This is a genomic window from Streptomyces sp. NPDC057543, from assembly GCF_042801895.1.
Lineage (GTDB): Bacteria > Actinomycetota > Actinomycetes > Streptomycetales > Streptomycetaceae > Streptomyces.
This window is the reverse complement of the sequence record NZ_JBHVFF010000047.1, coordinates 1-12,204: the sequence shown is the minus strand read 5'-3', so window position 1 is coordinate 12,204 and position 12,204 is coordinate 1. Positions and strand designations below refer to the sequence as shown.

Here is a 12,204-nt window from a genome sequence, read left to right as displayed (position 1 = left end):
GCGACCGGCCGGCCTGTCGCGCGCCGCCCATCGCCCAGCACCCGCCGCTCACCGTCGGGCCGCGCGGGTCACGCGTTGTCGGACAGCCGGAACAGCGCCCAGACCACCTTGCCGCGCGGTGCCGCCACGCTGTTCGGGCCCTCCGCCCCCATGGCGGGGGTGGGATGCCAGCCCCAGGAGTCGCTGAAGGACTCCACCAGGAAGAGACCGCGGCCCGACTCCGCGGAGTCGGGAGCCTCGGAGGCGATGGGGCTCTTGTGACTGGGGTCGCGCACGGCGCACACCAGGCGCGAGCTCCAACGCATCAAGTGCAGCCGTACGGGTGGTATCTGAGGATCCGGCGCCATGTCGGCGGGCAGGGCGTGCCGCAGGGCGTTGGTGACGAGTTCGGAGACGACGAGCGCGACGTCGTCGAAACGCTCGTCCAGACCCCATCCGTTCAACGTCGTCCTGGTGAACCGCCGCGCCCCGCCCACGGCTTCGTACTGGGCGGGCAGCGTGCAGGTCGCCGATCCGGAGACGGCCGAGGGATCGATGGGGGGAAGCCCCTGCCGTAACGGCTCGAGCATCGTCGATCCATTCGTCCCCATGCGAGGCACTCCCGGGATTCGCGGCTGTATCGGTACTACGGATGCAGCGGCACAACACGAACGAGCAGGCAGGTGCGCGAGGGCCATGGTTCCGAATGCGCAGGGCAGATGCAAGGGCAGATGCACGTGCACGCGCCGGACCTGTCCGAACCCGTGCCGGTTCTTGGTCATTTCTTCCTGCGGGTATTTTCGTAGCTTTACGGGAGTCTTCTCATTTCCGTAATCGTATGAGTACGGGCTGAAGCGTTTTGATGGCAGAATCCGGCACTTGGGGTTTCAGGGGGGAGCCCCGGTGTCCAGGAAGCGATGGGGAGGGCCGGACCAGTGGCGGCAGGCGAGTCGAGTGGATCTGTGGTGCGGCGCATCCTGCTGGGCTCGCAGCTCAGGCGGCTGCGCGACTCACGCGGTATCACCCGTGAGGCGGCCGGCTACTCCATCCGGGCTTCCGAATCGAAGATCAGCCGCATGGAGTTGGGACGGGTGAGCTTCAAGGCCAGGGACGTCGAGGACCTGCTCACGCTCTACGGTGTCACGGACGACGCGGAGCGCGACGCCCTGCTCGGCCTCGCCCGCGAGGCCAATGTGGCGGGCTGGTGGCACAGTTACGGAGACGTACTGCCCGGCTGGTTCCAGACATACATCGGCCTGGAGGGCGCGGCGTCGCTCATCCGGGTGTATGAAGTCCAGTTCGTACACGGTCTGTTGCAGACCGAGTCCTACGCGCACGCGGTCGTCACCCGGGGCATGGGTGACGCGCCCGCCGCCGAGATCGACCGCCGCGTGGCGCTGCGGCTGGAGCGGCAGAAGGCCCTCGTCTCCGAACGCGCACCCCAATTCCACGCCGTACTGGACGAGTCGGCGCTGCGCCGGCCGTACGGCGACCGTGACGTCATGCGTGGGCAACTGCGGCATCTGATCGAGATGTCCGAGCAGCCCAACATCACTCTTCAAGTCATGCCCTTCAGTTTCGGCGGGCATGCCGGCGAGAGCGGTTCTTTTACGATGCTCCGATTCCCGGAATCCGATCTGTCGGACATTGTCTATTTGGAGCAGCTGACAAGTGCGCTGTATCTGGACAAGGCCGAAGAAGTCGCTCAGTACGAAAAGGCCATGAAGCGACTTCACGAGGACAGTCCCGGTCCGGAGGAGAGCCGTGATCTGCTCCGTGGTCTCCTCCAACTGACGTGATTCATCAGTACGATGACGGTTCGACGGGAGTCTGCACCTGAGTTAAGGGATCGCATGTCCTTCTTCTACGAGCTGGCCGACCAGTACATCGACGGTGAGTGGCGGACCGGAACCGGCTCGTGGGACATCATCGATTTCAATCCCTACAACGGGGAGAAACTCGCCGCGATCACCATCGCGACCGTGCAGGAGGTCGACCTGGCCTACCGCGCCGCCGAACGCGCCCAGCGGTCCTGGGCCACCACCGGCCCGTACGAACGCCGTGGCGTTCTGGAACGTGCCCTGCGCATCACCGAGGAACTGCACGACGGCATCGTCGAGGCGATCGTCGACGAACTGGGCGGCACCCGACTCAAGGCGGAGTACGAAGTCCGGGTCGCCAAGGAATTCCTGCGCGACGCGATCCATCGGGCGCTGCACCCCGCGGGCCGCGTCCTGCCCTCCGCAGTGGACGGCAAGGAGAACCGCGTCCACCGGCAGCCCGTCGGCGTCATTGGGGTGATCAGCCCCTTCAACTTCCCCTTCCTGGTGACGATGAAGTCCGTCGCATTGGCCCTCGCGCTCGGCAACGCGGTCGTCATCAAGCCCAATCAGAACGCCCCGGTCGTCGGCGGCGGGCTGATCGCCAAGATCTTCGAGGACGCCGGGCTGCCCGCGGGACTGCTCAACATCGTGATCACCGACGTCGCCGAAATAGGGGATGCGTTCATCGAGCATCCCGTGCCCAAGGTGATCTCTTTCGCGGGCACGGACCGGGTCGGCCGCCACGTCGGCGCGACGGCGGCCGGGCACTTCAAGCGGACGGTCCTCGAACTCAGCGGCAACAGCGCCCTGGTGGTGCTGGAGGACGCGGACATCGACTACGCGGTCGACGCGGCCGTCTTCAGTCGCTTCGTGTATCAGGGGCAGGTCTGCATGGCCGCCAACCGCATCCTGGTGGACCGCCGTGTGGAACGGGAGTTCACCGAGAAGTTCACCGCAAGGGTGGCCGCACTGAGGACCGGCGACCCGCGCGACCCGGGGACCCAGATCGGCCCGGTCATCAACACCTTCCAGGCCGACGCCCTGACCGCCCTGGTCGACCAGGCGCTCGCCGATGGGGCCACCGCGCTCGTACGGGGCCGGACCCGCGGCAACCTCGTGGAGCCCACCGTGCTCACCGGGCTCCCCGAGGACTGCCCGCTGCTGTCCCAGGAGATATTCGGCCCGGTGGCGCTGCTGGTGCCGTTCGACGGCGAGGACGAAGCCGTACGGATCGTCAACGACACCCCGTACGGGCTGAGCGGCGCCGTGCACACCCGCGGCGCCGAACGCGGGGTGCGCTTCGCGCGGCGCGTCGTCAGCGGGATGTTCCACGTCAACGACTCCACCGTCCAGGACGATCCGCTGGTGGCCTTCGGCGGCGAGAAGGCCTCCGGGATCGGCCGGCTGAACGGTGAGGCGACCGTGGACGCCTTCACCACCCAGAAGTGGATCTCCATCCAGCACGGCCGGAGCGCGTTCCCCTTCTGACACCTCTGCTCTTGGGTCCCTCGGAGTTGCGGACAGAAGCTGACCGCAAGGGTCCGTAACTTGGTCGGTGTCAGGAAGAGACCGGCACGGACACAAGGGCGGACACCATGGTCACTCACGTTCCCGCGGAAGCCACCGGAGACGAGCGCGGCGCGCTCCTCTCCTTCGTCGAGGCACAGCGCGGCGCGATCCGGCGCTCTCTGATCGGACTGACGGAGGAACAGGCGGCGAGTCGGCCCAGTGCCAGCGGACTCTCCCTCTCCGGACTGCTCAAGCATGTCGCCGAGACCGAGCTGAACTGGCTGCGGATGGCCCAGCAGCGGCCGAACGAGGCCGCCCGCACCGAGGACACCTGGGCGGACAGCTTCCGGCTCGTCGGCGACGAGACCGTGGAGCGGATGCTGCAGCTCTGGGACGACGTCGCGGCCGAGGTCGAGAAGTTCATCGGCTCGGTGCCCAGCCTGGACGACACCTTTCCGCTGCCCGACGCGCCTTGGTTCCCGAAGGACGGGCGGGTCTCGATGCGGTGGCTGCTGATGCATCTGGTCGAGGAGCACGCCCGGCACGCAGGGCACGCCGACATCATCAGGGAGTCCCTGGACGGCCGTACCGCGTTCGAATTGGTCGCCGAGGCGGGCATTACGCTGATCAGAGTTGAATAGAAGGAGTGCGTGACATGTCGGCGATCCGGCTGCTGGTCCTCTGCGCCGTGCGTCAGCACGGTCGGGCGCACGGCTATCAGGTCCGCAACGACCTGGAGTACTGGGGCGCCCACGAGTGGTCCAACGCCAAACCAGGGTCGATCTATCACGCACTGAAACAGATGGCGAAGCAGGGGCTGCTGGTCGCCCATGAGACCGCCCCGAGCACGGCGGGCGGCCCGCCCCGTACCGAGTACGAGATCACCGAGCGCGGCAACGAGGAGTACCTCGCGTTGCTGCGCGCGGCGCTGACCTCGTACGACCAGAAGCTGGATGTGCTGTCCGCGGGTCTCGGCGGCATCGTCGACCTGGAGCGGGCCGAGGTGATCGCGCTGCTCAAGGAGCGGGTGGCCGGCCTGGCGGCGTGGCGGGCCTCGGTCACCGACTACTACACGCCGGAGGCCGGGCCCGAATCGCTCGGCCACATCGGCGAGATCATGAACATGTGGGTCCATTCGGCGGACGCCGGGGCGCAGTGGACGCGCGGGCTGATCGCCCGCATCGAGGGCGGGGCGTACACCTTCGCGGGGGAGGGGGAGCCCTTCGTCGGCGTGCTCGCCGAGGGGCAGGAGAACCCGTACGCGACGGGTGTCCCGGATCCCGGCGACGACGAGTAATCAACTTTGACGAATGGGAGTGGTGGGGTTACCTTCGAGGCTACTAGTCAAGTTTGACTACGGGGAAGGTGTGACGATTTTGACCGACGCGATCGTTGTCGAAGGTGTGCACAAGCGGTACGGGGAGAAGCGCGCCCTGGACGGTCTGGACCTCCGGGTCGCCCGCGCCACCGTCCACGCCGTGCTCGGTCCGAACGGTGCGGGCAAGACGACGGCCGTACGCATCCTGTCGACGCTGCTGCGGCACGACGAGGGACGCGTCGAGGTGGCGGGTTTCGACGTACGGGACGGGGCCGGCGAGGTCCGGCGCCGCATCGGGCTGCTCGGGCAGTACGCGGCGGTCGACGAGGAGCTCGGCGGACGGCAGAACCTGGAGATGTTCGGCCGGCTGTACCACCTGGGCGCTCGCCGGGCGGGTAGCCGGGCGGACGAACTGCTGGCCCGCTTCGGGCTCGCGGACACCGGCCGGAAACCGGTCAAGGAGTACAGCGGCGGCATGCGGCGACGGCTCGACCTGGCCGCCTCGCTGATCACCGACCCGGAGGTGCTCTTCCTGGACGAGCCCACCACCGGACTCGACCCGCGCGGCCGTGCCGAGGTGTGGGCGGCGGTACGACCGTCCTGCTGACCACGCAGTATCTGGAGGAGGCCGATCAGCTCGCGGACCGGATCTCGGTGATCGACGCCGGACGGGTGGCCGCCGAGGGGACGCCCGACGCGCTGAAGGCGATGGTGGCCGGGGACCGTATCGATGTCATCGTCCGGGACGGGGCCCAACTGGCGGCCGCGGCCCGCCTGCTGGGCGACGGCGCGGTGGTCGACACGGACCGGCGGCAGATCGGGGCACCGGCCCCGGACCGGATGGCGACCCTGACCCGGACCGTACGGGTGCTGGAGGACGCGGGCATCGAGGCGGAGGACATCGCGGTGCGGCGCCCGACGCTGGACGAGGTCTTCCTCGCGCTGACCGACCGGCAGGCCGAGCCCGCGGAGGTGCCGGCATGAGCGCGATGAGCTGGGCGGTTTCCGACTCCTGGACGATGACCCGGCGAGAACTGGCGCATTGGGCACGGCAGCCGGTGCGGATCGTCGTCGGCCTGGTCTTCCCCGTGATGCTGCTGCTGATGTTCAACTACCTGGTCGGCGGCGGGCAGGGCGTCGACGGCGACAACACCGAGTTCCTGGTGCCCGGCATGCTCGCGCTCACCATGGCCTTCGGCCTGGAGTCGACCATGCTCGCGGTCACCCAGGACCTCGGCAAGGGCGTCATCGACCGGTTCCGCGCCATGCCGATGGTCTCCGGTTCGGTACTGATCGGCCGGAGCGTCGCGGACATGCTCCAGTCGTGGCAGCGCTCGCCGTGCTGACCGGCGTCGGCTACGCGGTCGGCTGGCGCTGGCACCACGGGTCGGCCGCGGCGCTGGGGGCGGTGGGGCTCCTGCTGCTGTTGCGGTTCGCGATGCTGTGGATCGGCATCCATCTGGCGCTGGTGGCCGGGAAGCCGGAGCTGGTGCAGGCGGTGCAGATCCTGGTCTGGCCGGCCGGCTTCCTCTCCAACGTATTCGCCGCCCCCGAGTCGATGCCGGTGTGGCTGGGCGCAGTCGTCGAATGGAACCCGATGTCGGCCACGGCCACGGCGGTACGCGGCCTCTTCGGCAACCCGGGCGCTTCAGGCGGCACCTGGGCGTCCGGCCATGCCGAACTGCTCGCGGTGGTCTGGCCGCTGGTGCTGCTCGCGGTGTTCTTCCCGTCGGCGGTACGGAGGTTCGCCCGGCTCGGCCGCTGACCGCGGCGCCCGGCGCTCAGTGGTGGAAGGACGTCGCCGCCTGTTTGTCATGGCTCAACGGGTGCGGCTGGCGGCGCAGGTCGGGCAGGATCAGCCGGAGGTCCTCCAGCAGCAGCTCGGCGAGGTCCGACGAGAAGCCGTTGCGGCACACCACCCGCAGCACCGACAGGTCCTGCCGGTTGGCGGGGAAGGTGTACGCGGGCACCAGCCAGCCCTGCTCCCGCAGCCGGCGGGACACGTCGAAGACGTCGTACGCCTCCACGTCCGGCGCGGTCGTGAGTGCGAACACCGGCAACTGGTCGCCCTGGGTGAGGAGCTGGAAGTCGCCGAGCTTCCCGATCTGCTGCGCCAGTCCGGTCGCGACGTCCCGGGATGCCTGCTGAACGGCCCGGTAGCCGTCCCGGCCCAGCCGCAGGAAGGTGTAGTACTGCGCCACCACCTGGGCGCCGGGCCGGGAGAAGTTCAGCGCGAAGGTCGGCATGTCACCGCCCAGGTAGTTGACCCGGAAGACCAACTCCTCGGGCAGCTCCGCGGACGAGCGCCACAACGCCCAGCCGACCCCCGGGTAGACCAGGCCGTACTTGTGCCCGGAGGTGTTGATGGAGGAGACCCGGGGCAGCCGGAAGTCCCAGACCAGGTCCTCGTCCAGGAACGGCGCCACCATTGCGCCGGACGCCCCGTCCACATGGACGGGGATGTCCAGACCGGTGCGCTCCTGAAGGGCGTCCAGGGCCGCGCAGAGCTCCGCGATCGGTTCGTAGGAACCGTCGAAGGTGGAGCCCAGGATGCCGATGACGCCGATGGTGTTCTCGTCACAGAGATCGGCCGCGGCCTGGGGGTCGAGGTGGAAGCGGTCGCCCTCCATGGGGACCAGCCGCGGCTCGATCTCCCAGAAGTTGCAGAACTTGTCCCAGCAGACCTGCACATTGATGCCCATGACCAGGTTCGGCCGGGCGGTCGCCGGGTAGCGGTCGGCGTTCTTGGCCGTCCAACGGCGTTTCAGTGCCAGTCCGGCGAGCATGCAGGCCTCGCTGGAGCCGGTCGTCGAACAGCCCACGACGGTCGAGGGGTCGGGGGCGTTCCACAGGTCGGCGAGCATCGCCACGCACCGCCGTTCCAGCTCGGCGGTGCGTGGGTACTCGTCCTTGTCGATCATGTTCTTGTCGCGGCACTCGCCCATCAGTACCCCGGCCTGGGGCTCCATCCACGTGGTGACGAAGGTGGCCAGGTTGAGCCGTGCGTTGCCGTCGAGCATCAGCTCGTCATGAACCAGGCTGTAGGCGATCGAGGGCGGCATCGGTCCGTCGGGAAGCCGGTGCCGGGGCGGCGCCGACTCCATTCCGGCGATCGGGTCGGCCTCTCCGTAGAACGGGTTGAGGGCGAGCCTGCGGCGCTTCTCGGACGGCTCCGTACCGTGGGGCGAACCCTTGTGGAGAGGCATCGGTGAACAGCCTTTCTCGGCTCTCGGCGGTCTTGTGCGAACCGCCACGGTCCTGTGGACGTGCGGTGCGTTCAGCTCTCGGCGGCGAGACCGTCCTTGATGGCCCGGGCGAACCTGACGACGCGTTCGGCCTGGACCCGGGCGGCGGTCAGGGTTTGCACACCGACCGGGATGTCGCCCTGGCCCGCCACGTGCGAGGTGCCGTACGGATTGCCGTCGACGAACTTCGAGGGGTCCGTGTAACCGGGGGCGACCAGGATGCCGCCGAAGTGATGGACCGTGTGGTAAAGCGCGAGCAGCGTGGACTCCTGGCCGCCGTGGGTGGTGCTGGTGGAGGTGAAGCCGCTGTAGACCTTGTCCGCCAGACGGCCCGCCTGCCAGAGGCCGCCGAGGGTGTCGATGAACTGCTTGAGCTGGGAGGTGACATTGCCGAACCGGGTCGGCGTACCGAAGATCACGGCGTCCGCCCAGACCATGTCGTCGGGTGACGCCTCGGCGATGTCCGCGGTCGCCTTCGCGTTGGCGGCCCAGGCCGGGTTGGAGTCGATGGCCGTCTGCGGGGCGAGCTCGCGGGCCTTGCGCAGCCGTACCTCCGCACCGGCCTTCTCGGCATCCTGCGCGATGGCCCTGGCCATGGCGGCAACGGTGCCGGTCGACGAGTAGTAGATGACGGCTACGTTGACGGGCGTGGGCATGGCGGAAACCTCCGGCGGCGCCTTACGGGATGTATCCATGCGTATCCATACGGATGTGACGATACGGAAGAAGGGGGCGCCCGGCGCGTCGAGCGGCGGCGCGGGGTGACGGCTCGGGGCACTGCTCCGGGCCATGACTCCGGTACGAGCTCATCTCAGCGGCGTACCGTCGTCGTGCACTTGCATCTGCGGCCGCCCGGTCACCAGCAGCCAGGTCGGCAGCGAGGCGACGCACAGGATCGGGAGCACGGCCGCGTCGCCGACCAGCACCGCCGCGGTGAACAGGCTCAGCCAGCCCTGCCGGGTGATGGCCAGCAGAATTCCCAGCACCGCACAGGTCACCGCGAGCGCCACCGGAACCGATGGGACCAGGGCATGGGCGCAGAGTCCCAGCGCGACCCCCACGAAGACGGCGGGGAAGATCCGGCCGCCCCGGAAGCCGCAGGTCGCCGCGATCAGCAGCGCGGCCGTCTTCACCACGGCCATGACCGCGAACTGCCCGGCCGACCAGCCGGTCGGGTCGGCGGCGAGCTCCTTCACCTCGTCGAGCCCCTTGAACAGGGTGAGGTGGCCGCCCAGTGCGCCCAGCAGACCCAGCAGCAGCCCGCCGAGGGCCAGTGCCAGGACCGGGTGCCTCAGGGCTCGGAAGAACCGGTGCACGTACGGGAAGGCGTACACCGCCACCAGGCCCAGCGCCGCACCCGCCAGGGCGATGACGACCGAGGAGAGCAGGTCGCCCCAGTGCGGGCGGGTATAGGCGGGCAGCGACAGATCGAAGCTGGGATGCGCCAGCAGCGTCATGGTGAGCGCGCCGGCGGCGCCCGCCGCGAGCGGGCCGAAGAGCCGGTCCCAGAGAGCGTCCGGTCCGGCGCGGGAGGCGAGGGGCCCGGAGAGGATCAGCGCGGCGGCGACCGGGGTGCCGAACAGTGCGCCGATGGTGCCGGCCGCGGCGAGGGGGATCCACAGTTCCGCCGTCGTGCCCGGCACGAACCGGCGGCCGAGCCAGTACGCCAGCGCGATGTTGGCGGCCGTGATCGGATTCTCCGGACCGAGGCTGACCCCGCTCGCCAGGGTGAGGGCCGTGACGAGCAGCAGCCCGGGAACCACGCCCGGTGCGAGCGGCGGGTCGACCAGCCCGGCGGTCGCCGGATCGGGACCGGCATGGCCGGGCACCACTCGGATGAGCAGCCCGATCACCAGCCCGCTCGCGGTGAGCATCACGATCATCCAGAGGCTGGAGTAGCGGCCGATGGAGAGGGCGTCGGGGAGCGTTTCCCAGAGGACGTCCTGCAGTTTCTCCGCGAGCAGGCTGACGCCCAGCAGGATGAGGGCCGAGGCGACGCCGACGGCCAGGGCGGGCACGATGACGGGCAGCAGCCGTTGCACGGGGGTGGGCTCGGGAGCGGTCCCGGTCGGGGCCGGAGAATCTGTGGCCATCGGCTCACCCTATAGACGCAAAAGCCGCATACCCCCCTAATAGCCCCGAACGGTGCCGGAGCGAGTGGCGTTTCGGGCTTGCACCTCACGTCGCGTCAGGACTCAGGCTCGGTACGTACCGAGAGCGGAGAAGGGAGCGGGAAGTCGTGGACTACTCCGTGGGACAGGTCGCCGGATTCGCCGGGGTCACGGTGCGTACCCTGCATCACTACGACGGCATCGGGCTGCTGTCGCCCGGCGGGCGCAGCCACGCGGGCCACCGCCGCTACGACGACGCCGACCTCGACCGGCTGCAGCAGATCCTGTTCTACCGGGAGCTCGGCTTCCCGCTCGACGAGATCGCGGTACTGCTCGACGACCCGGCCGCGGACCCGCAGGAGCACCTGCGCCGCCAGCACCGGCTGCTGACCGGCCGGATCGCCGAGCTCCGGAAGATGGCAGCCGCCGTCGAGACAGCCATGGAGGCACGGAAGATGGGCATCGACCTCACGCCTGAGGAGAAGTTCGAGGTGTTCGGGGGCAAGGACCCGGAGGAGCACGCGGAGGAGGCCGAACGCCGCTGGGGCGGCACCGCCGCCTACGCCGAGTCGCAGCGCCGGGCCGCCCGCTACACCAAGGAGGACTGGAAGCGGATGCAGGCGGAGGTCGCCGACTGGGGCGCCGCCTACGACGCGCTGATGGAGGCCGGCGAACCCGCCACCGGCGAGCGGGCCATGGAGCTGGCCGAGGCGCACCGGCTCCACATCGCCAAGTGGTTCTACGACTGCACCCCCGAGTTCCACCGGGGGCTCGGCGAGATGTACGTGTCCGACCCGCGGTTCCGCGCGTACTACGAGTCGATGCGGCCGGGCATGGCCGAACACCTGCGGGCCGCGATCGCCGCCAACGCGGAGCGCCTCTCGTAACTCGTGCCGCACGGCCGGTACGGGGGTGGGTGTCCCTGCCTTGTACGTGCCGCACGGCCGGTACGGGGGTGGGTGGCCCTGCCTTGTACGTGCCGCACGGCCGGTACGGGGTTGGGTGTCCCTGCCCCGTACCGGCCGTCGCTCAGATCTTGCTGATCACGGCCGCCGTTCCGTACGCGCAGACCTCGGTGCCCACATCGGCCGCCTCGGTCACGTCGAAGCGCATCATCAGCACCGCGTTGGCGCCTCGCGCCCTGGCCTGTTCGACCAACCGCTCCATTGCCTGGTTCCGGGTCTGGACGAGCGTCTTGGTCAGCCCCTTCAGCTCGCCGCCGATCATGGACTTCAGCCCGGCGCCGATCTGGCTGCCGAGGTGGCGGGAGCGTACGGTCAGGCCGAACACCTCACCGATCACCCGGGTCACCTGGTAGCCCGGTACGTCGTTCGTGGTCACGACCAGGACGTCCGACTGGTCCGCCTGCCCGCCGCCGAAATCCTCAATACTCATCGTGTGGCACCTCCTGGAGAGAGCTTTGTCCCGGTTGGCCCGGTGCGCATGTCCGCGCGGGCCACTGGAACCCGGGACCGTCATTCTGCGTTGATAGCTTTGGGCGGCCACGCAGCCGCTATCGATCGATCCAGGAGCCCGGACCCTTGAATACGCTTGCGCTCGGACCGAGCTGGCTGGACCCGGACTATCTGATCAACACGTTCGGACTCCCCGGCGTCCTCCTCATCGTTTTCGCCGAGTCCGGACTGCTGATCGGCTTCTTCCTGCCCGGTGACTCACTTCTGTTCACCACGGGCCTGCTGGTGACCACGGGCCAGCTGAAGACCCCGTTGTGGCTGGTCTGCGTCCTGGTGGCGCTGGCGGCGATAATCGGCGACCAGGTCGGATATCTCTTCGGCCGCAAGGTCGGCCCGTCGCTCTTCAAGCGCCCGGACTCCCGCCTCTTCAAGCAGGAGAACGTCGAGAAGGCCCACGAGTTCTTCGAGAAGTACGGGCCGAAGTCGCTGATCCTGGCCCGCTTCGTGCCCATCGTGCGTACGTTCACGCCGATCATCGCCGGTGTGAGCCGGATGAACTACCGCTCGTTCATCACGTTCAACATCATCGGCGGCGTGCTCTGGGGCGTCGGCGTCACGCTGCTCGGGGCCGCGCTCGGCAAGATCGAGTTCGTGCACCAGAACATCGAGGCGATGCTCATTCTGATCGTGCTCATCTCGGTGGTGCCGATCGCGATCGAGTTCCTGCGGGCCCGCTCCAAGTCGAAGAAGGAAGCGGCGGCCGGCGGCGTGGAGGGCCCCGGCCCGTCCGCGGGCCCCGGCCCC

11 protein-coding genes and 2 pseudogenes are annotated in these 12,204 nt (G+C 69.0%); 8 read left to right on the top strand and 5 right to left on the bottom strand.

Going from position 1 to position 12,204, the window contains the following annotated elements; translation table 11 throughout:
• Window positions 1-68 precede the first annotated feature (68 nt).
• Window positions 69-569: an ATP-binding protein gene (locus ACFU8Q_RS11150; RefSeq protein ID WP_384451055.1), complete on the bottom strand. Its 501-nt coding sequence runs from the start codon at window positions 567-569 to the stop codon at window positions 69-71.
• 327 nt (window positions 570-896) lie between these two features.
• Between ACFU8Q_RS11150 and ACFU8Q_RS11145 the strand changes: the two genes are divergently transcribed.
• From ACFU8Q_RS11145 to ACFU8Q_RS11120, 6 genes and pseudogenes are all read left to right on the top strand, one after another.
• The gene (locus tag ACFU8Q_RS11145) at window positions 897-1,778 is read left to right on the top strand and encodes a helix-turn-helix domain-containing protein (protein WP_384451052.1); all 882 of its coding nucleotides are present in this window, start codon (window positions 897-899) and stop codon (window positions 1,776-1,778) included.
• Between the two features lie 54 nt (window positions 1,779-1,832).
• Window positions 1,833-3,290 carry an aldehyde dehydrogenase family protein gene (locus tag ACFU8Q_RS11140; protein ID WP_384451049.1) on the top strand — a complete coding sequence of 486 codons (1,458 nt, stop codon included), beginning with the start codon at window positions 1,833-1,835 and terminating at the stop codon, window positions 3,288-3,290.
• Between the two features lie 107 nt (window positions 3,291-3,397).
• Complete coding sequence (locus ACFU8Q_RS11135; protein ID WP_384451046.1) at window positions 3,398-3,952, top strand: DinB family protein; 555 nt, start codon at window positions 3,398-3,400, stop codon at window positions 3,950-3,952.
• A gap of 14 nt (window positions 3,953-3,966) precedes the next feature.
• The gene (locus ACFU8Q_RS11130; RefSeq protein ID WP_384451043.1) at window positions 3,967-4,608 is read left to right on the top strand and encodes a PadR family transcriptional regulator; all 642 of its coding nucleotides are present in this window, start codon (window positions 3,967-3,969) and stop codon (window positions 4,606-4,608) included.
• Between the two features lie 79 nt (window positions 4,609-4,687).
• Window positions 4,688-5,613 (top strand): annotated as a pseudogene (locus ACFU8Q_RS11125) (ATP-binding cassette domain-containing protein).
• A pseudogene (locus ACFU8Q_RS11120) lies at window positions 5,610-6,394 on the top strand (ABC transporter permease). The pseudogenes ACFU8Q_RS11125 and ACFU8Q_RS11120 overlap by 4 nt, the downstream one beginning before the upstream one ends.
• A 16-nt stretch (window positions 6,395-6,410) precedes the next feature.
• Here the strand turns inward: ACFU8Q_RS11120 and ACFU8Q_RS11115 are convergent.
• From ACFU8Q_RS11115 to ACFU8Q_RS11105, 3 genes are all read right to left on the bottom strand, one after another.
• On the bottom strand, window positions 6,411-7,835 hold the full coding sequence (locus tag ACFU8Q_RS11115; RefSeq protein ID WP_384451041.1) for a glutamate decarboxylase: 1,425 nt from the start codon (window positions 7,833-7,835) through the stop codon (window positions 6,411-6,413).
• Window positions 7,836-7,906: 71 nt separating this feature from the next.
• Window positions 7,907-8,530, bottom strand: a complete 624-nt coding sequence (gene wrbA / locus ACFU8Q_RS11110; protein WP_384451038.1) for an NAD(P)H:quinone oxidoreductase — start codon at window positions 8,528-8,530, stop codon at window positions 7,907-7,909.
• A gap of 150 nt (window positions 8,531-8,680) precedes the next feature.
• On the bottom strand, window positions 8,681-9,967 hold the full coding sequence (locus tag ACFU8Q_RS11105; protein ID WP_384451035.1) for an ion channel protein: 1,287 nt from the start codon (window positions 9,965-9,967) through the stop codon (window positions 8,681-8,683).
• 146 nt (window positions 9,968-10,113) lie between these two features.
• Between ACFU8Q_RS11105 and ACFU8Q_RS11100 the strand changes: the two genes are divergently transcribed.
• Entirely contained in the window at window positions 10,114-10,872 is a 759-nt protein-coding gene (locus ACFU8Q_RS11100; RefSeq protein WP_384451033.1) for a MerR family transcriptional regulator, read from the top strand.
• 142 nt (window positions 10,873-11,014) lie between these two features.
• Here ACFU8Q_RS11100 and ACFU8Q_RS11095 read toward each other — a convergent pair whose 3' ends face one another.
• A complete protein-coding gene (locus ACFU8Q_RS11095) occupies window positions 11,015-11,380 on the bottom strand; it encodes a YbjQ family protein (protein ID WP_376211244.1) in 366 nt (121 codons plus the stop codon).
• Between the two features lie 146 nt (window positions 11,381-11,526).
• On the opposite strand from ACFU8Q_RS11095, the gene ACFU8Q_RS11090 reads away from it, so the two are divergent.
• The coding region (locus tag ACFU8Q_RS11090; RefSeq protein ID WP_384451030.1) for a DedA family protein at window positions 11,527-12,204 on the top strand (678 nt) is incomplete at its 3' end.